Annotated in this window: 22 protein-coding genes and 1 tRNA gene; 16 read left to right on the top strand and 7 right to left on the bottom strand. The window is 72.3% G+C overall.

Going from position 1 to position 25,309, the window contains the following annotated elements:
- Window positions 1-25: 25 nt before the first annotated feature.
- The 3 genes from ACFY0K_RS30625 to ACFY0K_RS30615 all read right to left on the bottom strand — a co-directional run bounded on the left by ACFY0K_RS30625 (window position 26) and on the right by ACFY0K_RS30615 (window position 3,091).
- Window positions 26-1,588 (bottom strand): Stp1/IreP family PP2C-type Ser/Thr phosphatase, encoded by a 1,563-nt coding sequence (locus ACFY0K_RS30625; protein WP_390642732.1) that lies wholly within the window; start codon window positions 1,586-1,588, stop codon window positions 26-28.
- 98 nt (window positions 1,589-1,686) lie between these two features.
- On the bottom strand, window positions 1,687-2,211 hold the full coding sequence (locus ACFY0K_RS30620; protein ID WP_093500760.1) for an FHA domain-containing protein: 525 nt from the start codon (window positions 2,209-2,211) through the stop codon (window positions 1,687-1,689).
- Window positions 2,212-2,221: 10 nt separating this feature from the next.
- Window positions 2,222-3,091 (bottom strand): FhaA domain-containing protein, encoded by an 870-nt coding sequence (locus ACFY0K_RS30615; protein ID WP_390642538.1) that lies wholly within the window; start codon window positions 3,089-3,091, stop codon window positions 2,222-2,224.
- 419 nt (window positions 3,092-3,510) lie between these two features.
- On the opposite strand from ACFY0K_RS30615, the gene ACFY0K_RS30610 reads away from it, so the two are divergent.
- Window positions 3,511-3,594 (top strand) — tRNA-Leu (locus ACFY0K_RS30610).
- 254 nt (window positions 3,595-3,848) lie between these two features.
- On the opposite strand, the gene ACFY0K_RS30605 is transcribed toward ACFY0K_RS30610, so the two are convergent.
- A complete protein-coding gene (locus tag ACFY0K_RS30605) occupies window positions 3,849-4,418 on the bottom strand; it encodes a TetR/AcrR family transcriptional regulator (protein WP_390642537.1) in 570 nt (189 codons plus the stop codon).
- A 490-nt stretch (window positions 4,419-4,908) separates the two neighbouring features.
- Between ACFY0K_RS30605 and ACFY0K_RS30600 the strand changes: the two genes are divergently transcribed.
- The 5 genes from ACFY0K_RS30600 (at window position 4,909) to ACFY0K_RS30580 (ending at window position 9,576) form a co-directional block, all read left to right on the top strand.
- Window positions 4,909-5,844, top strand: a complete 936-nt coding sequence (locus ACFY0K_RS30600; protein ID WP_390642536.1) for an NAD(P)H-binding protein — start codon at window positions 4,909-4,911, stop codon at window positions 5,842-5,844.
- 529 nt (window positions 5,845-6,373) lie between these two features.
- Window positions 6,374-7,837: a DUF2252 domain-containing protein gene (locus tag ACFY0K_RS30595; protein ID WP_390642535.1), complete on the top strand. Its 1,464-nt coding sequence runs from the start codon at window positions 6,374-6,376 to the stop codon at window positions 7,835-7,837.
- Window positions 7,838-7,895: 58 nt separating this feature from the next.
- Entirely contained in the window at window positions 7,896-8,375 is a 480-nt protein-coding gene (locus ACFY0K_RS30590) for a hypothetical protein (protein ID WP_351956760.1), read from the top strand.
- 9 nt (window positions 8,376-8,384) lie between these two features.
- Window positions 8,385-9,197 (top strand): hypothetical protein, encoded by an 813-nt coding sequence (locus ACFY0K_RS30585; RefSeq protein ID WP_351956759.1) that lies wholly within the window; start codon window positions 8,385-8,387, stop codon window positions 9,195-9,197.
- 49 nt (window positions 9,198-9,246) lie between these two features.
- Complete coding sequence (locus tag ACFY0K_RS30580; RefSeq protein WP_390642731.1) at window positions 9,247-9,576, top strand: rhodanese-like domain-containing protein; 330 nt, start codon at window positions 9,247-9,249, stop codon at window positions 9,574-9,576.
- 113 nt (window positions 9,577-9,689) lie between these two features.
- Here ACFY0K_RS30580 and ACFY0K_RS30575 read toward each other — a convergent pair whose 3' ends face one another.
- Window positions 9,690-10,859: an acyl-CoA dehydrogenase family protein gene (locus tag ACFY0K_RS30575; protein ID WP_390642534.1), complete on the bottom strand. Its 1,170-nt coding sequence runs from the start codon at window positions 10,857-10,859 to the stop codon at window positions 9,690-9,692.
- A 161-nt stretch (window positions 10,860-11,020) separates the two neighbouring features.
- On the opposite strand from ACFY0K_RS30575, the gene pepN reads away from it, so the two are divergent.
- The 5 genes from pepN (at window position 11,021) to ACFY0K_RS30550 (ending at window position 16,944) form a co-directional block, all read left to right on the top strand.
- Window positions 11,021-13,456, top strand: coding sequence for an aminopeptidase N (gene pepN, locus ACFY0K_RS30570; protein ID WP_390642533.1), 2,436 nt, complete (start codon window positions 11,021-11,023; stop codon window positions 13,454-13,456).
- Between the two features lie 385 nt (window positions 13,457-13,841).
- Window positions 13,842-14,648: a DUF5819 family protein gene (locus ACFY0K_RS30565; RefSeq protein WP_390642532.1), complete on the top strand. Its 807-nt coding sequence runs from the start codon at window positions 13,842-13,844 to the stop codon at window positions 14,646-14,648.
- A complete protein-coding gene (locus ACFY0K_RS30560; protein ID WP_390642531.1) occupies window positions 14,645-15,856 on the top strand; it encodes an HTTM domain-containing protein in 1,212 nt (403 codons plus the stop codon). Before ACFY0K_RS30565 ends, ACFY0K_RS30560 begins: the two co-directional genes overlap by 4 nt.
- Window positions 15,853-16,587, top strand: coding sequence for a TrmH family RNA methyltransferase (locus ACFY0K_RS30555; protein ID WP_390642530.1), 735 nt, complete (start codon window positions 15,853-15,855; stop codon window positions 16,585-16,587). The genes ACFY0K_RS30560 and ACFY0K_RS30555 overlap by 4 nt, the downstream gene beginning before the upstream one ends.
- A 192-nt stretch (window positions 16,588-16,779) precedes the next feature.
- Entirely contained in the window at window positions 16,780-16,944 is a 165-nt protein-coding gene (locus tag ACFY0K_RS30550) for a hypothetical protein (protein ID WP_390642529.1), read from the top strand.
- A 121-nt stretch (window positions 16,945-17,065) separates the two neighbouring features.
- On the opposite strand, the gene paaN is transcribed toward ACFY0K_RS30550, so the two are convergent.
- Window positions 17,066-18,757 carry a phenylacetic acid degradation protein PaaN gene (paaN, locus tag ACFY0K_RS30545; protein WP_390642528.1) on the bottom strand — a complete coding sequence of 564 codons (1,692 nt, stop codon included), beginning with the start codon at window positions 18,755-18,757 and terminating at the stop codon, window positions 17,066-17,068.
- A gap of 149 nt (window positions 18,758-18,906) precedes the next feature.
- Between paaN and ACFY0K_RS30540 the strand changes: the two genes are divergently transcribed.
- Window positions 18,907-20,421, top strand: coding sequence for a 3-hydroxyacyl-CoA dehydrogenase (locus tag ACFY0K_RS30540; RefSeq protein ID WP_390642527.1), 1,515 nt, complete (start codon window positions 18,907-18,909; stop codon window positions 20,419-20,421).
- Entirely contained in the window at window positions 20,418-21,005 is a 588-nt protein-coding gene (locus ACFY0K_RS30535; protein WP_351956750.1) for a TetR/AcrR family transcriptional regulator, read from the top strand. The genes ACFY0K_RS30540 and ACFY0K_RS30535 overlap by 4 nt, the downstream gene beginning before the upstream one ends.
- A 12-nt stretch (window positions 21,006-21,017) precedes the next feature.
- On the opposite strand, the gene ACFY0K_RS30530 is transcribed toward ACFY0K_RS30535, so the two are convergent.
- Window positions 21,018-21,521, bottom strand: a complete 504-nt coding sequence (locus tag ACFY0K_RS30530; RefSeq protein WP_390642526.1) for an Lrp/AsnC family transcriptional regulator — start codon at window positions 21,519-21,521, stop codon at window positions 21,018-21,020.
- A gap of 175 nt (window positions 21,522-21,696) precedes the next feature.
- Here ACFY0K_RS30530 and pdhA point away from each other — a divergent pair, with 175 nt between their 5' ends.
- From pdhA to ACFY0K_RS30515, 3 genes are read left to right on the top strand one after another with little or no spacing between them, the layout of a single operon-like run.
- Window positions 21,697-22,842 (top strand): pyruvate dehydrogenase (acetyl-transferring) E1 component subunit alpha, encoded by a 1,146-nt coding sequence (gene pdhA / locus ACFY0K_RS30525; RefSeq protein ID WP_390642525.1) that lies wholly within the window; start codon window positions 21,697-21,699, stop codon window positions 22,840-22,842.
- Window positions 22,839-23,843, top strand: coding sequence for an alpha-ketoacid dehydrogenase subunit beta (locus ACFY0K_RS30520; RefSeq protein ID WP_294004403.1), 1,005 nt, complete (start codon window positions 22,839-22,841; stop codon window positions 23,841-23,843). The genes pdhA and ACFY0K_RS30520 overlap by 4 nt, the downstream gene beginning before the upstream one ends.
- Complete coding sequence (locus ACFY0K_RS30515) at window positions 23,843-25,195, top strand: dihydrolipoamide acetyltransferase family protein (protein ID WP_390642524.1); 1,353 nt, start codon at window positions 23,843-23,845, stop codon at window positions 25,193-25,195. Before ACFY0K_RS30520 ends, ACFY0K_RS30515 begins: the two co-directional genes overlap by 1 nt.
- Window positions 25,196-25,309: the final 114 nt, after the last annotated feature.

The raw sequence follows: 25,309 nt of genomic DNA, 5'->3' as shown, positions 1-25,309 counted from the left end.
TGTGACGGGGCCTCTCACGGCTTGCCTACTGCTTACCGCACAGCGAGACGACCTTCTGCTCATCCTCCGAGAGGGTGGGGCCGGGGCTGGGGGTCGCTGAGGGGGACGGGGACGGTGACGCCGTGGAGGACGCCGAGTGCGAAGGGCTTGGCGAGGCCTTGGACGTGAGAGAGGTCTTGGTGGTTCCCGTGGTGCCGCCGGCCTCGCCCTGGCCGGTCTTGGAGCTCGTCCTGGACTCGGCGGCGGTGCGCTCCGACTCCTTCTTGCAGGCGGAGGCCTGCACGGCCAGCTCCTGGACCTTCGACCGGGCGTCCTTGATGCCGCCCTCGGCGATGGTCGCCTTGACCTGCTTCTGCTGGTAGGGCGGCAGGTACTTGAGTTCGATCTCGGGGTGGTCCGTCTCCACCTTCGACAGCGAGACCCAGGCCAGGTCCTGGCTGATGCCCTGGTAGAGCGCGACGTGCTCGCCGTTGGCGCCGACGTAGTACTGCGTCTGCGTCCAGCGGTAGCCGCCGTACAGGCCCCCGCCGATCACGGCGAGGGCGAGCACGCTGAAGAAGGATCTCTTCAGCCACTTGCGGCCCTTGCGGGGCTTGACGAAGTCGTCGTCGGTGTAGCCGCCGAAGCTGTCGGTGGGGACGTAGCCGGTGGTGTCGCCGGAGCCGGGCGGGCCGAACTCGCCGCCGCCGCCGTGGCCCTGCCTGCCGAGGTTGGCGGCGCGGCCCGCCGGGGTCTGCATGTAGCCGTTGTCGTGCAGGTGGTGGTGCTGGTTCTCGGCGACCGCGCCGACCACGACCGGGGTGTCGGAGAGCTGGCCCGCGAGGGTGTCGCCGGTGTCCAGGTCGAGGACGTCCGCGATGATGACCGTGATGTTGTCGGGGCCGCCGCCGCGCAGCGCGAGCTGGATCAGCTCCTGCACGGTCTCCTGCGGGCCCTGGTAGCTGGCGAGGGTCTCCTCCAGGGTCTGGTGGGAGACGACCCCGGAGAGCCCGTCGGAGCAGATGAGATAACGGTCACCCGCGCGCACCTCGCGGATCGAGAGGTCCGGCTCGACGTGGTCGCCGCTGCCGAGCGCGCGCATCAGCAGCGAGCGCTGCGGGTGGGTGGTGGCCTCTTCCTCGGTGATCCGGCCCTCGTCGACGAGGCGCTGCACCCAGGTGTGGTCCTGGGTGATCTGCGTGAGCACGCCGTCGCGGAGCAGGTACGCGCGGGAGTCGCCGACGTGCACGAGGCCGAGCCGCTGTCCGGTCCACAGCAGGGCGGTGAGGGTGGTCCCCATGCCTTCCAGCTGCGGGTCCTCCTCGACCATGGCGCGCAGCTGGTCGTTGGCGCGCTGCACGGCGTGGCCGAGGGAGGTGAGGATGTCGGAGCCGGGCACGTCGTCGTCGAGCGTGACCAGGGTGGAGATCACCTCGGAGGAGGCGACCTCGCCCGCGGCCTGGCCGCCCATGCCGTCGGCGATGGCGAGCAGGCGGGGACCGGCGTAACCGGAGTCCTCGTTGCCCTCCCGGATCATGCCTTTGTGCGATCCGGCGGCGAAGCGCAGTGACAGACTCATGCGCACCTCGCCCGTCGGCTCCGGGTACATCCGCACGGTGCCCACCCTCCGGTCGGGAGCGCGCCGGGGACCGGCGTCCGGTCCGCCGCTGCGTGCTCGCTCCGCTCGCGCCTATCCATGATGTAGCACTACTTCCGCAGCTCGATGACGGTTTTGCCGATGCGGATCGGCGCGCCCAGCGGGATCGGCGTGGGAGTCGTCAGCCGGGACCGGTCCAGGTAGGTGCCGTTGGTCGAGCCGAGGTCCTCGACGATCCACTGGCCGTCGCGGTCCGGGTAGATCCTGGCATGACGGCTGGAGGCGTAGTCGTCGTCCAGCACGATCGTCGAGTCGTGGGCGCGGCCGAGGGTGATGGTCTGGCCCTGGAGGGCGACCGTCGTACCGGTGAGGGTGCCCTCGGAGACGACCAGTTTGGTGGGGGCGTTGCGGCGCTGCCGGCCGCCGGCCGCGGGCTGCTGGCCACGCTGCTGCGGGGGCGCGGCCTGCTGCCGGGCGGCGGGCTGCTGCCGCCGTCCTTCTTCCCTACGCGATCCGCGCTGGGTGACGCGCGTACCGAACAGGTCGCTGCGGATGACCTGCACGGCCACGATCACGAACAGCCACAGTACGGCCAGGAAACCCAGCCGCATGACCGTGAGGGTCAGCTCTGACATTGCCCCCGCTTCACCCTTCGGCTTGCCGGTAAATGATGGTGGTGCTGCCCACGACGATCCGCGAGCCGTCGCGGAGCGTAGCGCGGGTGGTGTGCTGCCCGTCCACCACGATGCCGTTGGTGGACCCGAGATCCTGGATCGTCGAGGGCGAACCGGTCCGGATCTCGCAGTGCCGGCGGGAGACGCCGGGGTCGTCGATCCGCACGTCGGCCTCGGTGCTGCGGCCCAGCACGAGCGTCGCGCGGGAGATCTGATGGCGGGTGCCGTTGATCTCGATCCAGTAGCGAGTGCGGGCTCCGGGCGCCGGGGCGCCGACGGGACCCGAGGGCGGCCGCTGGTCGGCCGGCTGGGTCGGCTGCGGGTACCCGTAGCCGCCGGGCCGGGCGCCGGGCGGCGGCGCGCTCGGCATGGGCGGGGCGGCGGCGCTCTGCTGCGGGTAGCCGTAGCCACCGGGGCGCTGCGGGGCACCGCCCGCGGGGGCGCGCTCGGGGGCCTGCTGGTTGCTGGAGGAGGCCAGCGTGCGGCTGCGCACCCGGTACAGGCCGGTGTCGAGGTCGTCGGCCTTCTCCAGGTTGACCTTGATCGGCCCCATGAAGGTGTAGCGCTGCTGCTTGGCGTAGTCGCGGACCATCCCGGCGAGCTCGTCGCCGAGCTGCCCGGAGTAGGGGCTGAGCCGCTCGAAGTCCGGCGCGCTCAGCTCCACGATGAAGTCATTGGGTACGACGGTCCGGTCCCGGTTCCAGATGGTCGCGTTGTTGTCGCACTCGCGCTGCAGCGCGCCGGCGATCTCCACGGGCTGGACCTCGGACTTGAACACCTTCGCGAAGGTGCCGTTGACCAGACCTTCGAGACGCTGCTCGAACTTCTTCAGGACTCCCACAGGGCACCTCCTCTGTCGCCTTGCCCGTACTGCCTGCCGTTGCCGTTACCGCTCACTGATCGTATCTACGCGCCCGGCAATCAGCCGGTTCCCCCAGCGACCCCTCTTCGAACTCCTCGGCGTGCTTCCCCGTGCTTCTCCTGCCCGGGATCGGCGCTCGTTCTGCCATGGATCGTAGAGGTGGCCCACGACCAGTGTCCCGCACCTGACTGTGGACCCGATCCGTCTCCTGGACAGATGGGCTGGACCGGTACGAGGTTGATACGTGACCGCAGACCGCCCGGTACGTGATCACCAGGTGAGCGCTGCCCCCGGACAAGGGATGTGAACCCACCCTGCCCCACGTGCTAGTGTTCTCGGTGTCGGAAGGGGCCAACCCGAAGGAAACAACGGGGCTGAAGCCGGAAGACACACCCAATGCGCGGGTGGCGGAATAGGCAGACGCGCTGGATTCAGGTTCCAGTGCCCGCAAGGGCGTGGGGGTTCAACTCCCCCCTCGCGCACAGAGAGAAACCGACGGAACGGGTCTCTGCTGGTGACGGAAGTCACCGCAGGGGCCCGTTTCTCGTTGCCCGGTGATCGTCCGATGACTGTGAGGCATCGCACGGTCTTGGCAGGCCGGTGGAAGACCCCGACTCGTGAGCTATCTCACGGGTGGGGCCGTCTTGGGTGTGGTGCGTCTGGCGGCGAGGGGCGCGGAGTGCCGACAGCGCGGCACCGGCGTTCATCCGACGCCTGCGGATGAAGCACGACGGTCTCAGAGTTCCTTGAGCGCGGCGGCCGTCTCGGAGAGGATTTCCGCGGACAGTTCCCGGTCGTCGACGGCCCGAGCCATGGCAACCGCCCCGACCAGGGCGCTGAGTACCAGACATGCCTGCCGACGCTCGGCAGCGGGATCGTCGCCCGACGCGAGGTCCGCCAGGATGTTCAGGTAGTTCTCGACCTGCCGGCCGTACGCGGCCCGCGTTCTGTCATCGGCCCGTGAGACGTCCTGCGGCAGAGCGGCGACCGCGCACCCGTCCTCCGGCGTGTCTCGGTGGGCGGTGCTGAGGTAACCGTCGACGATCGCCGTGAACGCCTGCTGTCCACCACGGTCGGCGGCGGTCAAGAACCGCTTGTTTCCCTGCTCCAAGGCGTGTTCGACCGCCTCGGCGACGAGAGCGTCCCGCGAGGCGAAATGGCGGTAGAAGCCGCCGTGGGTAAGACCGGCCTCCTTCATCAGCTCGGCCACACCGATCCCGTTCACGCCGTCGCGGCGGAAACGTGCCGCGGCCGTGTTCACGATCCGGGTGTGGCTCGCCGCCTTGTCCGCCTGCGAACTGACCATGATCGAACCTCCAACCCACGGGGCCACCGTCAGCCCGCGACATTTGAAGATTGTAGGCATCATCTTGGGGCGTCTGCCGTCCCGTGACGCACGCGCTTCTTCCCTGGCGGCACGGTGCCACTATGCCGGGGCCGGCATCTCCGTCACCCAGCCGTCACCCTCGGCTCTGCGAGCAGTTCTTCGGCCGGGAGTCGGGAGGAGTCGGGAGGAGTCGGGAGGAGTCGGGAGGAGTCGGGAGGACGGCGGGGCGAAGAAATCGGCCGGTGAACTCGATGCACGCGTTCGTGAGCAGTCCCGAGAGAACTGCGTGCCCCTATAACGGTGTTGCCCCGTACCTGCGCGGCCTCACTCAGCGTCCCTCCGCGATCCGTCGGCTGTGAGGCGCCGCACCCGTGAGCTGTCTCACGGCCCGAGGCTTGGGGCCGGGGCCCCGCGGGGGGCGGATCCCACCCCGGTTGCGACCTGCTCGGGCCGGCCGCAGGCTGCCCCCATGGACTACAGCGCGGAAGCAGGCGTGCGGCCCATCCTGGTCACCGGTGCGGCGGGCAGCGTCGGGGCCGTAGGCAGAACGGTCGTCCAGGGGCTGCGGCGCCGGGGCCTCGAGGTCCGTGCTCTGGTGCACCGGGACGACGACCGTGCCCAGGCGCTGCGCGCGACGGGCGCCGAAGTCGTGGTCGGGGATCTGACGCGTCCCCGTGACGTCGCCGACGCCCTCGACGGCTGCGGGCGGATGTACTTCGGCATGGCCGTCTCGTCGGAGTACCTGCTGGCCGCGGTGACCACGGCCACGGTCGCGCGCGCCTACGGAGGGCTGGAGGTGTTCGTGAACATGTCGCAGCTGACCGTCTCCGAGATGGACGCCACCAGCGGCTCGGAGTCGCATCAGCATCGTCAGCAGTGGCTGGTCGAGCAGGTTCTCGACTGGTCAGGGCTGCCCGTGGTCGAGGTCAGGCCCACCGTCTTCATGGAGAACCCGCTCTTCCGGACGCTTTTTTCGTCGGTCGCCGCGGGCGGCACCCTCCGGTGGCCCTTCGGCAAGGCGAAGACCTCCCCGATCGCGGCCGGTGACGTCGCCGCGGTCGTCGAGGAGATCCTGGCCGATCCGGCCCGGCACATCGGCCGGACCTACGAGCTGACCGGGCCCCGGTCCCAGGACGCCGCCGCTCTGGCCGCGGAGATCTCCGATGCCCTCCACCGCACGGTCGGCTGCACCGAGGTCCCGCTGCAGGAATGGCTCGACGGCGATCTCAAAGAGCTGGGCCTGCCGGACCATGTCTTCCAGCACATCTCCACCATGGCCCGCCTGCACGCGGCCGGCCGCTACGACCGCCAGGCGGACGGCATGACCGAGGTCACCGGACGGCCCGCCGAGGGAGTGGGCGATTTCGTCCGCAAGAACCCCGAGTTGTTCGGCCACAGCCACTGAACCGGTTTGCCGGCCGGACTGCCGAGGACGCTGAGGACCGCCGAGGACGCCGAGGACTCCCGAGACCCGGTGGTCCGCCGGATCGACGGGGTCCGGCAGGCGTCGCGCTGAGGACGGTCGCGGTCCGGCAGGCGTCGCGCTGAGGGCGGCTCACTCAAGTTTCCCCGTGAGCTTCGCCGTTCCCGCCACATCCCCGCCAGTTCTCGCACCGCGACCAGCAGCCCCAGCAGCGCCGCGACCACGACCGCGACCGCTGCCAGCGCCAGGTTCGTCACGGTGAGCAGGGCCACGCCCGGCGCAAGCGCGGTGAAGCTGCTGGCGAAGGTGACCAGGCGGGCACGCCGGGCGCGTGCCCCCAGACAGGTGGGTCCGCTGGTCTCACTTCAGAAGGGGCGCGGGGAACTGCGCGAACAACCCCCGCCGGGTGCCAGATATACGACGACGGCGCCCCACCCACCCCAAACCGCCCCGAAGTTGTCCACAGGGTCTGACGGCCTTCGGCGCCCGCCTGTACCGTCTCCACGAGTTGATGTTCGTGCGTGTGCGTGCGTGGAGTACGGGGGAGGCGGTCGACGTGACCGGAGTGGAAGAGCGGACGGCGGCCGGCGGGCGCAAGCTGCCCGCGCCGAAGGGGTTTGCGCAGTGGCCTTCGCAGGGCTCCCCCAAGGAGGAGGGCAAGGCGCTGCGTTCGGCGGTGCCGCGCCGCAGCCACGACGCCCTTGACCTGGACGGCTCCCGTCCCGACGCGGTCCGCGCGGTCGAGGAGTCCAACCGGGACCGCATCCCGGAGCTGGTCCCGATAAGGGTCGGCAGGATGGCGGCGAGCCCGTTCGCGTTCCTGCGCGGCTCGGCCGGCCTGATGGCGCACGACCTGGCCCGCACCCCGATGACCAGGATCGCCACCCAGATCTGCGGCGACGCCCACGCGGCCAACTTCGGCCTGTACGGCGACCCGCGCGGCGACCTCGTCATCGATCTGAACGACTTCGACGAGACGGTGATCGGTCCCTGGGAGTGGGACCTCAAGCGGCTCGCCGCCTCCCTGGTGCTGGCCGGCCGGGAGGCGGGCGCCGACGAGGACACGTGCCGCAAGGCGGCCGGCGACGCGACCGGCGCCTACCGCCGCACCATGCGCCTGCTGGCCAAGCTCCCGGTCCTGGACGCGTGGAACGCGATCGCGGACGAGGAGCTGGTCTCCCACTCCGACGCCCACGACATGATCGGCACCCTGCGCCGGGTCTCGGAGAAGGCCCGCGCCAACACCAGCGGCCGGTTCGCGGCCCGCGCCACCGAGCCCACCGAGGACGGCGGCCGCCGCTTCGTGGAGGCCGCGCCGGTGCTGCGCCGGGTCCCGGACGCGGAGGCGGAGGCGGTCACCGCCGCCCTGGAGCACTACGTGACCACGCTCTCCGAGGACCGCCACCCGCTGCTCGCCCGGCACACCCCGCACGACGTCGCCTTCCGGATCGTCGGCACGGGCAGCGTCGGCACCCGCTCCTACGTCGTCCTCCTCCTCGACCACCGCGGCGAGCCGCTGATACTCCAGGTCAAGGAGGCCCGTCCGTCCGCGCTCGTCCCCCATCTCGCCACGGCCGGCTTCGAGACGCCGGCCGTCGACCACGAGGGCCGCCGGGTGGTCCTCGGCCAGAAGCGGATGCAGGTGGTCAGCGACATCCTGCTCGGCTGGACCACGGTGGACGGCCGCCCGTTCCAGGTCCGTCAGTTCCGCAACCGCAAGGGCAGCGTCGACCCCGCCGCCCTGTCCCCCGACCAGATCGACGACTACGGCAGGATGACCGGCGCCCTGCTGGCCCGCGCCCACTCGCACAGCGCCGACCCGCGCCTGATCGCCGGCTACTGCGGCAAGAACGAGGAGCTGGACGAGGCGATCGCCGCCTTCGCGGTGACCTACGCCGACCGTACGGAGGCGGACCACGAGGAGCTGGTGACCGCGGTGCGGGCGGGCCGGATAGCGGCGGAGCCCGGGGTGTGATCCGCGTGATCCGCGTGATCCACGGCTCGCGGCCTCCGGCGTCCCGAGAGGTGCTGACGTGAAGTACGTCGAAATAAGCGAGGGCGCCACGGGCGAGGGCGCTGCCGTGGTCTCCATCGACCCCGGCCCCTACCTGGCGCGGCTGCCGGAACTCGCCGACGGCCTGCCGCCCGGCGCCCGCGCCTTCGCCACCGACCCGCGCCACTACGAGTTCGGCGGCCGCCGCTGCGTGAAGGACCTGCGCCCCCTGGCCATGCGCCGCACGGCCACCGCCGGCATAGAACTCCGCTTCCGTCACAACTGCCACAAGCACGACGAGGACCTGATCGTCCGCTACACGGGCGTCTCCCGCTTCCAGACGGACATCCTGGGCGCCTGCGACCTCACCTCGCTCGGCGAGGTGATCCTCGACGAGATCCTTCCGCACCCCGGCGGCTGCACCCACGAGCTGGCCTGCCGCCCCGGCACCCTCGTCGTGGCCTGCACCGATCTGGTCGCCGAGTGGGTCCCGGCCACCGACGGCGACGACAGGCCCTAGGCTGGTCGGGTGACGACCCCGGAAGCTGAGCAGTCCCAGGCACCGCGGCCCGAGGAACGGCTGGAGCAGGCCGTACGGGCCGCCGAGCAGGCGTTGATCGAGTACGAGATCGCGGTCGAGACCTTCCGCGTCGAGGTGGAGAACTTCTCTCGCCTGCACGAACAGAAGCTCGGCCCCCTCTACCTCCGCATCGAGGAGCTGGACGCGCGGATCGCCGAGGCCAAGGCCGCCCGCACCGGCGACCCCGAGGACATCCGCGCCGCCGAGGAGGCCCGCGCCCGGGTCCTGCCCATCCCCGGTGTCGAGGAGCTGCTGCACGGCTGGATGGACGGCGACGGCCTGTTCCCGGAGGCCGTCGCGATGCTCACCGAGCAGGAGGTCCGGCCGCCGCAGCGGGTCCGCCCCAGCGAGGAGGCCCGCCGGCTCTACCGCGAGCTGGCCCGCAAGGCCCACCCCGACCTGGTGCAGGACGAGGCCGAGCAGGAGCGGCGCGAGGAGTTCCTCAGCCGGGTCAACGCGGCCTACGCCCGCGGCGACGAGGCCCTGCTGCGCGAGCTGGCCGAGGAGTGGGCGGCCGGCCCGGTCCCGCCGGAGCGCAGGCCGAGCCGGGCCGAGGAGCTGTACGCCCGCCTGGAATGGCTCTCCCAGCGCAAGGAGCTGCTCGGCCTGGTCGCCAAGGAGCTGGAGAACGGCCCCATCGCCGGCCTGCTCCGGCTGGCCCCCGACGACCCCGACGGCCTCCTCGACGAGATCGCCGAGCGGCTCCGCAAGGACGTGACCGAACGCGAGGCGGAACTGGCGGCCCTGCTGACCCAGGAGTAGCCCTCCGCTCAGGTCGGGTAGCGTCGGGGACATGAACTTCGCAGCGCGTGTGCCCACGGTCGAGGTCTCGGACCTCAAGGACGGCGACTTCCTGCTGGACGTCCGCGAGGACGACGAGTGGCAGGCGGGCCATGCCGCCGGTGCCCTGCACATCCCGATCAGCGAGTTCGTGGCCCGCTACGGCGAGCTCACCGAGGCCGCCCCCCAGGACGCGCGCGTGCACGTGATCTGCCGCTCCGGCGGCCGCTCGGCCCAGGTCACGATGTACCTGGTCCAGCAGGGCATCGACGCCGTGAACGTCGACGGCGGCATGCAGGTGTGGCAGGCAGCGGGCCGCGAGGTCGTCACGGACAGCGGCGACCCGGGGTTCGTCGTCTGAGGGAACTTGACGGCTGTGGGCACGGGGGGCGTCCTCAGGGGCGCGGGGAACTGCGCGACCGGCCCCCACCGGCCCGCAGATCACACACGGCCGAACGCCCCCTTCCCCGTCCACTACCCCAGTGGATGCGCTGCGAGCAGATCCCCCAACGCCTCCTCGTGAACCCCGGCCCCCCCGAGCGCCAGCTCGATCTGCTTCGCCCACGCGTGATACCGGTGCAGCACATACTCCGTGTCGGCCCCGAACCCCCCGTGCAGATGCTGCGCGGTCTGCACCACCCGCCGCACCCCCTCGGCCGCCCAGATCTTCGCCACCGCCACGTCCCCGGCCGCCGGCAGCGCCCCGGCCGCCCCCGAGGCGATCCGCCACGCCGCCTGCCACAGCGTCGCCTCCATGGCCCGCAGGTCGATGTACCGGTCCGCGGCCTGCACGGCCACCGCCTGGAACGTGGCGATGGGGTGCCCGAACTGCTCCCGCTTGCCGGCGTACTCACCGGTCATCCGCAGCACCCGCTCACCCACCCCGAGCGCCAGCGCGCACGTCCCGGTCACCAGCAGCTCCCGCAGCCACTCCCAGGCCCCGTCCGCCGCCACCACGTCCCGCGCCGCGACCCGCGCCGACTCCAGCCGCAGCTCCCCGAGCCGTTCCCCACTGGTCGACACCTGCTCGGCGACCGTCACCCCGGCCGAGCCCGAGCCCGAGTCCTCGGCGCCGGCCCCCTCGCCACCCGGCGCCACCAGCGCCAGCACGCTCCGGTCCGCCTCGGTGCGCGCCGGTACGACGACGAGGGCGGCGTCGTACGCCCATGGCACCGCCGTCTGCACGCCGTCCAGCACCCACGTGCCGCCGTCCCGCCGTGCGGTCACCGCCAGCTCGGCCGGGTCGTGCCCGGTGCGTCCGCTCGCGGCGACCGTCAGCACCGGCTCGCCCCGCCCCGCCCGCGCCGCCAGCCGGTCCCGCAACTCCGCCGACCCGTACCTCTGCACGGTCGCCAGGGCCGCGCTGTGCTCCAGTAACGGCACCCTGGCCAGCACCTTCGCCGACTCCCGCAGTACCAGGCACAGCGCGATGGCGTCCAGGCCGGCGCCGCCGTACTCCGCGCCCAGCAGCAGACTCAGCAGATCCGCTTGCGCCAGCCGGTCCCACAGCTCCCGGTCGAAGTGCTCGGAGACGGCGCCTGTGGTCAGCGCCGGGCTCGGCACCGCGTCCGGCGCCACCCCGGCGAACACCCCGCGTGCCGCCTCGGCCGCCGCCAACTGCTCCTCGGTGAAGGTGAAGTCCACGGTCCTGTCCTCCCGGCGGGTCACCGCTGATCTGACGGTCCGTCAAGATAGAACAGGTTCTAGAAGAAGGGAACCCAAAATCCCTGCGATCACCGGCTGTTCCCGTCGTAGGCTGACGGCCGCTCTCCGCCGACGGGGGACGGACACACGAGGGAGGACACATGGGGATCCGAAGCCTGACCCGCACCGAGGCCGAGCACCGGGCCGCACTGGTCACGGTCGAGCGGTACGACATCGACATCGACCTCACCGCCCTGCCCGACGGGCCGGAGGTCCGCTGCGTCTCCACGGTCACCTTCAGCTGCTCCGAGCCGGGGGCGGAGACCTTCGTCGACTGTGCGGCCGAGGTGCGCGCCGCCACCCTGAACGGCAGCCCCCTGACCCCCTCCGGCGACGGGCGGATCCCGCTGCCCGGCCTGGCCGCGCACAACGTGCTGCGCGTCGAGAGCGTCCAGGCCGACACCGCCACCGGCGCGGGCGTGCACAAGGCCACCGACCCCGCTGACGGCGAGGTGTACGTGTGGACGAGCTTCGAACCCGACGAGGCCCGGTTCGTCTGGGCCTGCTTCGACCAGCCCGACCTCAAGGCCCCGCACGCCTTCACCGTCACGGCCCCGGCCGCCTGGACCGTTCTCAGCAACTCCGGTGACCCGCGGATCGAGGAGCAGGGCGCGGGCCGCCGCTGGAGCTTCCCGGACACCCCGCCGCTGTCCGTGTACAACACCGTCGTCAACGCCGGCCCCTTCCACGGGATCCGCCGCGAGACCGACGGCCACGACCTCGGCATCTACGCGCGCCGCTCGCTCGCCGAGGTCCTGGAACGCGACGCCGACGACATCCTCACCCTCACCCGGCAGGGCCTCGCCTTCTACGCGGAGGCCTTTGCGATGCCGTTCCCGCAGCGCAAGTACGACCAGGTGTTCATGCCCGAGTTCGGCGGTGCGATGGAGAACTACGGCTGCGTGACCTGGTCGGACGCCTTCCTGCGGCGGGCCGAGCCGACACCCGCCGAACGCGAGCTGCTCGCGGTGGTGCTGCTGCACGAGATGGCGCACATGTGGTTCGGCAACATCGTCACCATGCGCTGGTGGGACGACCTCTGGCTGAACGAGGCCTTCGCCGAGTTCGCCTGCCACTGGTCCGCCGAGGGGGCCACCCGCTACACGGACGTCTGGGCGGGCCACCTCCTCAACGGCAAGGTCAGGGCGTACCTCTCCGACCAGGGCCCGGTCTCGCACCCGATCCACCAGCCCATCCACGACGTCGCCCAGGCCGCGTCGATCTTCGACAGCATCACCTATCCCAAGGGCGCCTCCGTCCTCCTCCAGCTGATGACCTACGTCGGCGAGGACCGCTTCCGCACCGGCATGGCCGCCTACTTCGCCCGCCACGCCTGGGGCACCACCACCCTCCAGGACCTGATCGACGCCCTCGCCGAGGCCAGCGGCCGCGACCTGACCGGCTGGCGCAAGGCCTGGCTGGAGACCGCGGGCACCGACCGCTTCACCCTGGAGCGCGACGGCGACACCGTCACCCTGCTCGCCGACGGCAGCCCCCGCCCCCAGGTCCTCGCGGTCGGCGCGTACGACCGCGTCGGCGACGCCCTGGAACGCACCGCGCTGGTCCGCGTCGAGGTCACCGAGGCCCGCACCCCGGTCACCGGCATTCCCGCCACGTCCGACCTCCTTCTGGTCAACGACGACGACCTCACCTTCGCCACCACCCGCCCGGACCCCACCGCCCGGGACACCCTCTTCCGCGCGGCGGGCCTGCTGCCCACCGCCATCTCGCGGGGCGTCGCCGCCGCCACCGTCTGGGACATGCTCACGGCCGGCGAGGCCACGGCGGCCGAGGCCGGCCGCTGCCTCACCGCGGTCCTCGCGGCCGAGACGTCCGACGCGGTGATCGAGCCCTACCTCACGCTCGTCACCAACATCGCCGAGCTCTGGGCACCGCCCGCCGAACGCCCCGCGCTGACCGAGGCCGTGGCCGCGGCCTGCCGGCGGCTCGCCGCCGACCCGGGCCGCCGTCAGGTCGCCCTGCGCGGCCTCGCCCGCACCGCGACCGGCGCCGAGGATCTGGCCTGGCTCCGCGAGCAGGCCGGCGACGACGTCGACCTGCGCTGGCGCGCCCTCGTCCGCGAGGCCGAGCTCGGCGGCGACGTCACCGCCGAGTCCGCCGCCCTGCTCGAACGCGACACCGACCCCGACGCCTGGATTCGCGCCCTCACCGTCCGGGCGGCCCTCCCCGATACGGCCGCGAAGGCCGAGGTCTGGCAGCGGCTGGCCGTGGACCGCGAGGTCCCGGTCGCAGCGGTCTCCGCGGTGGCGGCCGCCTTCTGGCGTCCCGGCCAGGACACCTGGCTCGCCCCCTACGCCGAGCGCTACCTGGAGGTGATCCCCGACCTGCAGCAGGGCGGCATGATTCCGGCGATGACCTACACCTCCCAGCTCTTCCCGCCGTATGCCGTCGACGCCGTGTACATCGAGAGGGTCCGTCAGGCGGCCCGGGACGCCTCCCCTGTCGTCCGCAACACTCTTCTGGAACGCTCGGACGCCGTCCGCCGCATGCTCCGTGCCCGGGTCGCGAACGTCTGACCCCGGGCGGGGCAGTCCTGCCGGGTCCCGTCCGATCGCTCGGCTCCGGCCGATCTCATGGTCGCGGGGCCCGGTGCCGACGTTCAACCCCTGTGGAAAACCTCGGCCGCGATCTGTGGACAACTCGCGCAAGCGCGGTCTGCGGACGGGACCGGACGACGTATGACCTGCGCTGATCACGGGCCGGGGGCTCCGGTGCCCTGGACCGGAAGGGCCGACGGCCGTGCCCGGAGTGGTGATGGCCACGCCGTCGGCCTCCTCCCCGGGGCTGCGCCCGGTGGCCGGTGCTGAGTACCGTTCCGTGCGAGTGCCGGGCAGCGGCACACCGCGCGGCGCCGGATCGGGGCCGCCCGGGCGGCGTGGCGGAATCGGGGAACGGGGCGGTATGGACGACGCGTACGACGAGGGCGTGGACGCCCGGCACGGGCCGGACGCCCCGAGCGGGACGCGTGCCGAGCCCGAGCCAGCCCCACCGGACCGTCCGGCCCCTCCGGAGCAGCCGTCCTCCGGCCCACCCCTTCCGCCGGAGTCCGCGGCCGTCCCCCGTACCGGCGTCGCCGCCCTGTCCCCCCGCTACCAGGTCGGCGCGGCCCTCGCCCTCGCCCTGGTCGCGGTCACCGCCTGCGTGCACCTCGGAATGGTGTTCCTGAGCGTGGCACCGGCGAACACGGTGACCAAGCAGCACGGCAAGGCGATCGAGGACTGGGTGTACCCGGAGTTCGAGCAGAACTGGAAACTCTTCGCGCCGAACCCGCTGCAGCAGAACATCTCCGTGCAGGTGCGCGCCGACGTGCTGATGCCGGACGGCACCACGACCACCACCGGCTGGAACGACCTGTCCGCGCAGGACGGCCGGGCCATCGACGGCAGCCTGGTGCCCAGCCACACCGTGCAGAACGAACTGCGCCGGGCCTGGGACTTCTTCACCTCCACGCACGGCAACGACAACCGCCCGATCGGCCTGCGCGGCTCCCTGTCCGAGCAGTACCTGCGCCGGATCGTCGTGATGCGCATGTACAAGGGGGACGCCACGAGCGAGAAGGGCACCATCCAGCGCGTGCAGGTACGGTCGAGCACCACCAACGTGACCCCGCCGGACTGGAGCGGCGAGAAGGTCTCCGACACGCCCGTCTACCGGGTGCTGCCCTGGTGGACGGTCACGGCGGACGAAGCGAACGGCGGTGTGCGGTGAACCGTCTCGCCCTGTGCCTGTCCCGCGCCATCGCCCGGGTCACCGATGCTGCGCTCGGCCCGTACCAGACGGCCGTCGTCCGCATCGGCTTCGCCGCCACCTGGCTGCTGTTCCTGCTGCGCGAGTACCCGCACCGCCAGGAGCTGTACGGCCCGCACGCCACCTGGAGCTTCGACCTCGCCCAGCAGCTGACCGCCGACAACCACGCCTTCACGGCGCTGCTGGCCTCCGACAGCAACACCTTCTTCGAGGTCTGCTACTTCCTCGCCGTCCTCGCCGGCGCGCTGCTGCTGGTGGGCTGGCGGACCCGGGCCACGTCCCTGTTCTTCATGATCGGCGTGCTCTCCCTGCAGAACCGCAGCGTGTTCGTGGGCGACGGCGGCGACAACGTGCTGCACCTGATGTCCTTCTACCTGGTGTTCACGCGCTGTGGCCAGGTGTGGTCCCTGGACGCGCGCCGGGCGGCCCGCGCGGGCGCCGCACGCGCGCGTGGCGAGCGCGTGGCCCCCGACCTGGCGGGCCCCGCCCTGTGGGCGGTCTCGGGACTCGTCCTGCTCGCGGCGGCCTTCACCGGCCGTACCGGAGGCGGCTGGCTGGTCCCGGCCGTGCTGTGGGCGACCTGGGCGGGCACCGCCCTGTGGTGGGCTGCCGACCGCTGGGGGCGCACGTCCGAGCCCCGCATCCTGCTCGACGTCATCGCCAACATCCTGCACAACGGCGCCCTGTTCGTGATCATGGCCGAGGCCTGCCTGATCTACGCCACCGCCGGCTGGTACAAGATCCAGGGCTCCCGCTGGCAGGACGGCACCGCCGTCTACTACCCGCTCCACCTGGACTACTTCTCGCCCTGGCCGGCCCTCGCCGACCTGCTGTCCGGCAACGGCACGATGGTGATGCTGGTGACCTACGGGACGGTCATCGTGCAGGTCGCCTTCCCGTTCACGCTGTTCAACCGGCGGGTCAAGAACGTCCTGCTGGCCGCGATGATGACCGAGCACGCGGTGATCGCGGTCGTGCTCGGCCTGCCCTTCTTCTCGCTGGCCATGATCACGGCGGACTCCGTCTTCCTGCCGACGTCCTTCCTGCACCGGGTCGGCGGCTGGGTGGTACGCGCGCGTGAACGCGTCCTCCGCCGGACCGCCCCGGAGCTGCCCGTGCAGCGCTCGCCGGAGCCCGACGAACAGCCCCGCGTAGGCTTCGGGGCATGACCGACCCCCTGGACCGCTGGGCGCGGCTGGCCGCTTCGGCCGTCCTGCTCGACGGTTTCCACGCCCTCAAGCACGCGCTGCGCTTCGGTGCGGAGGTGCCGGTGGCGGTCACGGCGGACCGGACGGCGACGCTGGCCCTGGCGGCCGAGTTGGCGCCGGACGTACGGGAGGCGCTGGCCGCGCTGCTGACGGAGGTGCCCGCGCGGACGTACGCGTCCCTCGTCCCGCGCCCGCACCCCACGGCCGTGGCCGCCCTGGCGGTACGGCCGTCCCGCGCGGCCAACCTGCGCGAGCTGGCCCGCGTCCCGCGCACGGCCCCCGTCGTGGTCCTCGACGAGCCGCGCAACCTCGGCAACGCGGGCGCGGTGATCCGCCTCGCGGCGGGCTTCGGGGCGACCGGCGTCATCACGACCGGCACCCTCGACCCCTGGCATCCGACGGTGGTCCGCGGCGGCGCGGGCCTCCACTTCGCCACGGCGGTGGAACGGCTGACGGTGCCCGAGCTGCCGGAGGGCCCGCTGTACGCGCTCGATCCGGAGGGCGAGGACATCAGGGGGCTGAAACTCCCTGACGACGCGATCCTCGCTTTCGGCTCCGAGCGGACGGGGCTCTCAGCCGGCCTCCGCGCGCGAGCCGACCACTTGCTGCGGCTGCCGATGCGCCCTCAGGTGAGCAGCTACAACCTGGCGACGAGCGTGGCGATGACCTTGTACCACTGGAGTGCCCTGTAAGAGGGCCGGGCGCAGGCGCCCCGTCAGGGGCGCTGGGGACTCCCCCGGCCGGAGGCCGGGGGAGGAACTGCGCGAGCAGCCCCGACGGCGCCGCACCGGCCCACAACCGTCCGCCACACGTGGCGGCACCGCCCGGCTCGGCACCGCCGACCACCACCGCCGTGGCGGAGCGCCGTTGCGGCGGCCGAGGAGATGGCGGCGACCGACGAATCGATGACGGCCAGGACAGCAACCGATGCCCGCCGGAAACGTCGGCCGCTGCCGCTGCCGCTGCCGCTGCCGCTGCCGCTGCCGCTGCCGCTGCCGCTGCCGCGCCTGCTCCTGCGTCCGCTCCTGTCTTCCGGCACCTGCCGCTGACGCCGGCGGGTCGTGCGCCTAGTGCTCGGCCGCGCTGCCGCTGATGCCGGCCGGTCGTGCGCCTACACCTCGCCCGTGCTGCCGCTGACGTCGGCCAATCGCGCGCTCCGTGCGCCCTCGCCTACGCCTCCCGGCGCACCTCGATCACCCGGAAGCGGTTCGCCACGAACGCCCCGTCGCACAGCGCGGCGTTCGCCGCCGGGTTGCCGCCCGAGCCGTGGAAGTCGGAGAAGGCGGCGGTCTGGTTGACGTACACCCCGCCCACCAGGTTCAGCGACAGCTGGGCCGCCTCCTCCAGGCAGACCTCCTCCACCGCGCGCTCCACGTCGGCGTCGACCGTGTACGCACCGACGGTCATCGCGCCCTTGTCCCGGATCGTCCGCCGCAGCAGCTCGACCCCGTCGGCGGCCGAGTCGACGGCGACGGCGAAGGACACCGGGCCGAAGCACTCGCTCATGTAGGCGGCCTCGTCGTCCGGCTTGGCACCGTCCAGCTTCACGATCACCGGCGTGCGCACGACCGCGCCCGGGAACTCGGGGTTGGCGATCTCGCGGGAGGCGAGGGCGACCTCGCCGAGCCCGGCGGCGGCCTCCAGGCGGGCCTTGACGTCGGGGTTGACGATGGCGCCGAGCAGCGCGTTGGCCCGGGCGTCGTCACCGAGCAGGCCGTCGACCGCACGGGCGAGGTCGGCGACCACCTCGTCGTACGTCCGCGGGCCCTCGTCGGTGCGGATGCCGTCGCGGGGGATCAGCAGGTTCTGCGGGGTGGTGCACATCTGGCCGCTGTAGAGGGAGAGCGAGAAGGCCAGGTTGGAGAGCATGCCCTTGTAGTCGCCGGTGGACTCGACCAGGACCGTGTTGACGCCGGCCTTCTCGGTGTACACCTGCGCCTGCCGGGCGTTGGCCTCAAGCCAGTCGCCGAAGGCGGTCGAGCCGGTGTAGTCGATGATCTTGATTTCGGGGCGGGTCGCGAGCGTCTTGGCGATGCCCTCGCCGGGGTGCTCCGTCGTCAGCGCCACCAGGTTCGGGTCGAAGCCGGCCTCGGTGAGGACCTGGCGGGCTACCTGCACGGTGAGGGCGAGCGGGAGGACCGCGCGGGGATGCGGCTTCACCAGGACCGCGTTGCCGGTGGCGAGGGAGGCGAACAGGCCCGGGTAGCCGTTCCACGTCGGGAACGTGTTGCAGCCGATGAGCAGCGCGATGCCGCGCGGGACCGGCGTGAACGTCTTCGTGAGCGCGAGCGGGTCGCGCTTGCCCTGCGGCTTGCTCCACTCGGCCGTGTCGGGGGTGCGGATCTGCTCCGCGTAGGCGTAGGCCACCGCCTCCAGGCCGCGGTCCTGGGCGTGCGGGCCACCCGCCTGGAACGCCATCATGAAGGCCTGGCCGCTGGTGTGCATGACCGCGTGCGCGAACTCGTGCGTCCGGTCGCTGATCCGCTTGAGGATCTCCAGGCACACCACCGCGCGCGCCTCCGCGCCCGCGTCGCGCCACGCGCGCTGCCCCGCCCGCATCGCCGGCAGCAGTGTGTCGACGTCGGCATGCGGGTAGGTCACGCCCAGCTCGATGCCGTACGGGGAGACCTCGCCGCCGGTCCAGTCGTCGGTGCCGGGCTGGCCGAGGTCGACACGGGTGCCGAGGAGGGCGTCGAAGGCGGCCTTGCCCGCCGCCGCGTCCAGGCTGCCGTGCTCGCCGTAGGCCTTGGGGTGCTCGGGGTGGGGGGACCAGTACGCGCGCGTGCGGATCGCCTCCAGCGCCTGGTCAAGGGTGGGCCGGTGCTTGGCGATCAGCTCGTGCACGGTGAGTTCGGCGGTCATGCGGGACCAACTCCTCGTCTGATGAGCTTCCCCTTGAAGCTCATGACCTGGGCGGAAACGGCCGGACAGAGTTAGAGTAACCGAACGATCGGTCGGGACAAGGGGGCCTGCCGCATCTGTGGAAAACCCCGTGCGGGAGGATCGCGCACATGACAGCACTCGACCTCAGCAGCACCGTGGGAGTCGTCGGCACCGGCACCATGGGCCAGGGCATCGCCCAGGTCGCACTCGTCGCAGGCCATCCCGTCCGGCTGTACGACACCGTCCCCGGGCGGGCCGGGGAGGCGGCCGCGGCGATCGTCGCCCGCCTCGACCGGCTCGTCGAGAAGGACCGGATGACGGCCGCCGCCCGGGACGCCGCCCGCGCCCGGCTGCTGCCCGCCGGCGAGCTGACCGAGTTCGCCGACTGCACGCTGGTCGTGGAGGCCGTCCTGGAGCGGCTGGAGGCCAAGCAGGAGCTGTTCCGGGCCCTGGAGGACATCGTCGGCGAGGACTGTCTGCTCGCCACCAACACCTCCTCCCTGTCGGTGACGGCCATCGGCGGCGCCCTGCGCAACGCCTCCCGCCTGGTCGGCCTGCACTTCTTCAACCCGGCCCCGCTGCTGCCGCTGGTCGAGGTCGTCTCCGGGTTCGCCACCGACGTCACGTCGGCCACGCGCGCGTACGAGACCGCCCGCTCCTGGGGCAAGACGCCGGTAGCCTGCGCGGACACCCCCGGTTTCATCGTCAACCGCATCGCCCGGCCCTTCTACGCCGAGGCCTTCGCGGTCTACGAGGCGCAGGCGGCGGACCCGGCCACCATCGACGCGGTGCTGCGCGAGAGCGGCGGCTTCCGGATGGGCGCCTTCGAACTGACCGACCTGATCGGCCAGGACGTCAACGAATCCGTCACGCACTCCGTGTGGCAGGCGTTCTTCCAGGACGTCCGCTTCGCGCCCTCGCTGGCCCAGCGGCGGCTGGTCGAGTCCGGCAGGCTCGGCCGCAAGACCGGCCACGGCTGGTACGACTACGCGGACGGCGCCGAGCCCGCCGAGCCGCACACCGCCGAGCCCGCCGACCGGCCCGCCTACGTCGTCGCCGAGGGCAGCCTGGGCCCGGCGGCCGAACTGCTCGCGATGATCCGCGAGGCCGGCATCCAGGTCCGCGAGGAGGACGAGGACCACGGCACCCGCCTGGTCCTGCCCAGCGGCGGCCAGCTGGTCCTCGCCGACGGCCAGACCTCGGTGGAGTTCCGGGACGTCGTCTACTTCGACCTCGCCCTCGACTACCGCCGTGCCGGCCGCATCGCCCTGTCCGCCGGCCACGACACCCTGCCCCAGACGCTTTGTGAGGCGATCGGCCTCTTCCAGGCGCTCGGCAAGCAGGTCAGCGTCATCGGCGACGTGCCCGGGATGATCGTCGCCCGCACGGTCGCCCGGATCGTCGACCTCGCGCACGACGCCGTCGCCAAGGGGGTCGCCACCGAGGAGGACATCGACACCGCGATGCGCCTGGGCGTCAACTACCCGCTCGGCCCGTTCGAGTGGAGCCGCCGCCTGGGCCGCGACTTCGCCTACGACCTCCTCGACGACCTCCACCTGCGCGATCCGAGCGGCCGCTACGCGCCCTCCCTCGCGCTCTACCGGCACGCCTACGCCACCGAGAAGCGGGAGGGCGCCTCATGACCACCGCCAAGCGCGACACCTACACCCCCGAGACCCTGCTCTCGGTGGCCGTCCAGGTCTTCAACGAGCGCGGCTACGACGGCACCTCCATGGAGCACCTCTCCAAGGCGGCCGGCATCTCCAAGTCGTCGATCTACCACCATGTCGCCGGCAAGGAGGAGCTGCTGCGCCGCGCGGTCAGCCGGGCCCTGGACGGCCTGTTCGCGATCCTCGACGAGGAGCACGCGCGCGTGGGCCCCGCCGCGGACCGCCTGGAGCACGTCGTACGGCGCATGGTCGAGGTGCTGATCACCGAACTGCCGTACGTGACGCTGCTGCTGCGGGTGCGCGGCAACACCGGCACCGAGCGGTGGGCGCTGGAGCGGCGGCGGGACTTCGACCACCGGGTGGCCGACCTGCTGAAGGCGGCCGCCGCCGAGGGCGACATACGTGGTGACGTCGAGGTGCGCCTGGCGACCCGGCTGGTCTTCGGCATGGTCAACTCGATCGTGGAGTGGTACCGCCCGGACAGCCGCGGCGCGAGCGAGCGGGAGGTCTCCGAGGCGGTCGTCCGGCTGGTCTTCTCCGGCCTGCGCGCGCACTGACGTCAGCCGTCCTCAGCTGTCCTCGGGCTCCAGGTCCTCCTCCTCGAACACCAGCAGGGTGCGGGTGCTGAGCACTTCGGGGATGGCCTGGAGACGGGTCAGCACCAGCTCGCGCAGCGCCCGGTTGTCGGGCGTGTGCACCAGGAGCAGGACGTCGAAGTCACCGCCCACCAGGGCGATGTGGGAGGCGCCGGGCAGCTGCCGCAGCTGCTCGCGCACGGTCCGCCAGCTGTTCTGGACGATCTTCAGCGTGATGTACGCCGAGGTGCCCTGGCCGGCCCGTTCGTGGTCCACCCGGGCGCCGAAGCCGCGGATCACCCCGTCCTCGACGAGCCGGTTGATACGCGCGTAGGCGTTGGCGCGCGAGACATGGACGCGTTCGGCGACCGAGCGTATCGACGCCCGGCCGTCCGCCTGCAGGATCTGCAGGATGTCCTGATCGATGGCGTCCAGCGGGCGCGCGGGCGGCGGCGCCGCCTGATCCTGCGGGCCCTCGGCCATTTGTTCAGGTGCCATGTCCCCCCACCTCCCTACCATGGACGTACTGCGTTCATTCCAGGCTGTGGAGAACCGTTTGTCCACAGCCTGGCGCCGCCTGTAGCCAAAATGTGCCGACGACCGAACAATCGGTAGGTGGGACGGGTCACAGGCGATCCGTCTCCCGTAGCCACCCCCACAAGGAGGTGCCGTCATGACGGTCATGGAGCAGCGCGGCGCGTACCGCCCGGCGCCGCCGCCCGCCTGGCAGCCCCGGACGGACCCAGCGCCGCTGCTGCCCGACGAGCGCCCGTACCGCGTCCTCGGAACGGAGGCGGCCGCCAAGGCCGACCCGGAGCTGCTGCGCCGGCTGTACACCCAGCTCGTCCGCGGCCGCAGGTACAACGCCCAGGCGACCGCCCTCACCAAGCAGGGCCGCCTCGCCGTCTACCCCTCCAGCACTGGCCAGGAGGCCTGCGAGGTCGCCGCCGCGCTCGCCCTCGAGGAACGCGACTGGCTCTTCCCCAGCTACCGGGACACCCTCGCGGTGGTCGCCCGCGGCGTGGACCCCGTCGAGGCGCTCACCCTGCTGCGCGGCGACTGGCACACCGGCTACGACCCCTACGCGCACCGCGTGGCCCCGCTCTCCACCCCTCTCGCCACCCAGCTCCCGCACGCCGTCGGCCTCGCTCACGCGGCCCGCCTCAAGGGCGACGACGTGGTCGCGCTCGCCATGGTCGGCGACGGCGGCACCAGCGAGGGCGACTTCCACGAGGCGCTGAACTTCGCCGCCGTCTGGCAGGCCCCGGTCGTCTTCCTGGTCCAGAACAACGGCTTCGCCATCTCCGTCCCGCTCGACAAGCAGACCGCCGCGCCCTCCCTGGCCCACAAGGCCGTCGGATACGGCATGCCGGGCCGCCTGGTCGACGGCAACGACGCGGCCGCCGTGCACGAAGTCCTCGCCGACGCCGTACGGCACGCGCGCGAGGGCGGCGGCCCGACCCTGGTCGAGGCGATCACCTACCGGATCGACGCCCACACCAACGCCGACGACGCCACCCGCTACCGCGGCGCCACCGAGGTCGACGCCTGGCGCGACCACGACCCGATCCTGCTCCTGGAGCGCGAGCTGACCGACCGCGGACTGCTCGACGAGGACTTCGCCGGCCGCACCCGCGAGGACGCCGAGACCATGGCCGCCGACCTGCGCGAGCGCATGAACCGCGACCCCGAACTCGACCCCATGCACCTCTTCGACCAGGTCTACGCGGAGACCACCACGCAACTGCGCGAACAGCGCGCCCTGCTCCGCGCCGAGCTGGACGCCGAGCAGCAGGACCAGGAAGGCGGGCCGCGATGACGACCGTCGCCGTCAAGCCGGCCACCATGGCGCAGGCGCTCACCCGCGCACTGCGGGACGCCATGGCCGCCGACCCCGCCGTGCACGTCATGGGCGAGGACGTCGGCACCCTCGGCGGGGTCTTCCGGGTCACCGACGGCCTCGCCAAGGAGTTCGGCGAGACCCGCTGCACCGACACCCCCCTCGCGGAGGCCGGCATCCTCGGCACCGCCGTCGGCATGGCCATGTACGGACTGCGCCCGGTCGTGGAGATGCAGTTCGACGCCTTCGCCTACCCCGCCTTCGAACAGCTCATCAGCCACGTCTCCCGGATGCGCAACCGCACCCGCGGCCGGATGCCCCTCCCGATCACCGTCCGCATCCCCTACGGCGGCGGCATCGGCGGCGTCGAGCACCACAGCGACTCCTCCGAGGCCTACTACATGGCCACTCCCGGCCTGCACGTCGTCACCCCGGCCACCGTCGCCGACGCCTACGGCCTGCTGCGCCGGTCCATCGCCTCCGACGACCCCGTCGTCTTCCTCGAACCCAAGCGCCTGTACTGGTCCAAGGACACCTGGAACCCCGAGCATCCGACGGACGTTGAACCCATCGGCCGCGCGGTGGTGCGCCGAACCGGGCGCAGCGCCACGCTCATCACCTACGGCCCGTCCGTACCGGTCTGCCTCGAAGCCGCCGAGGCCGCCCAGGCGGAGGGCTGGGACCTGGAAGTCGTCGACCTGCGCTCCCTGGTGCCGTTCGACGACGAGACGGTCTGCGCCTCCGTACGGCGCACCGGGCGAGCGGTCGTCGTACACGAGTCGGGCGGGTTTGGCGGACCGGGAGGGGAGATCGCGGCACGCGTGACCGAGCGCTGCTTCCACCACCTGGAGGCGCCGGTGCTGCGCGTGGCCGGGTTCGACATCCCCTACCCGCCGCCGATGCTGGAGCGCCACCACCTGCCCGGCGTGGACCGCATCCTGGACGCGGTGGCGCGTCTGCAGTGGGAGGCCGAGGGCTGATGGCACAGGTGCTGGAGTTCAAACTGCCCGACCTCGGGGAGGGGCTCACCGAGGCGGTGATCGTGACCTGGCTGGTCCAGGTCGGCGAAGTGGTCGCGATCGACCAGCCGGTCGTCGAGGTCGAGACGGCCAAGGCGATGGTCGAGGTCCCCTGCCCCTACGGCGGTGTGGTCACCGCCCGCTTCGGCGAGGAGGGCACCGAACTGCCCGTCGGCGCCCCGCTCCTGACGGTCGCCGTCGGCGAGGCGACCACCGTCCCCGAGACGGAGGGCTCCGGCAACGTGCTGGTGGGATACGGCACGGGAACGCCTCCGGCGCGCCGCCGGAGGATCCGCAACACCACCCCGGAGCGGGCGAACGGCACGGCCGACCCGGTCAGTTCCCGGGAGCCGGCGCCCCACACCGCCCTCGCCGAAGCGGAAACGGACCCCCACGCCCAGGTGCCCGCGCCGCCCGGCCGGCTCACCGAGGGCCCCGTCCCGGTGATCTCCCCCCTGGTCCGCCGCCTCGCCCGGGACAACGACCTGGACCTGCGCAGGCTGTCCGGCTCGGGCCCCGACGGCCTGATCCTGCGCGCCGACGTCGAGGACGCCCTGCGGGTCAGCGCGGCCCGCGCCGCCGCCCCCGCCCCCAGGACCCCGGCCACCACCTCGAACGCCCCCTCCGGCATCCGTATCCCCCTCAAGGGCATCCGGGGCGCGGTCGCCGACAAGCTCTCCCGCAGCCGCCGGGAGATCCCCGACGCGACCTGCTGGGTGGACGCCGACGCGACCGAGCTGATGCGCGCCCGCACCGCGATGAACGCGGCGGCGGGCCCGAGGATCTCCCTCCTCGCGCTCCTCGCCCGGATCTGCACCGCCGCGCTGGCCCGTCACCCCGAACTGAACTCCTACGTCGACGTCGAGGCCCGCGAGATCGTCCAACTCGACCACGTCCACCTGGGCTTCGCCGCCCAGACCGACCGCGGCCTCGTCGTCCCCGTCGTCCGCGACGCCCACGCCCGCGACGCCGAGTCCCTGACCGCGGAGTTCGCCCGCCTGACCGAGTCGGCCCACGCCGGCACGCTCACCCCCACGGACCTCACCGGCGGCACCTTCACCCTCAACAACTACGGCGTCTTTGGCGTCGACGGCTCCACCCCGATCCTCAACCACCCCGAGGCAGCCATGCTCGGCGTGGGCCGCATCACCCCGAAGCCCTGGGTCCACGAGGGCGAGCTGGCGGTCCGCCAGGTCGTCCAGCTCTCCCTGACCTTCGACCACAGGGTCTGCGACGGCGGCACGGCGGGAGGGTTCCTGCGATACGTGGCCGACTGCGTAGAACAGCCGACGGTCCTTCTGAGGACACTTTGAGCACCCCTACCTAAAGGGGCGCTGCGGGTACCCCCGGCCGAAGGCCGGGGGAGGAACTGCGCGACCAGCCACACACAACCCGCACCCGCGCACGGCGGCCACACCGCCGCCCCT

It is taken from the genome of Streptomyces sp. NPDC001507 (assembly GCF_042894765.1).
Lineage (GTDB): Bacteria > Actinomycetota > Actinomycetes > Streptomycetales > Streptomycetaceae > Streptomyces.
Note: the sequence above shows the minus strand (reverse complement) of the source record. Positions and strands in the feature narration are given on the sequence as shown.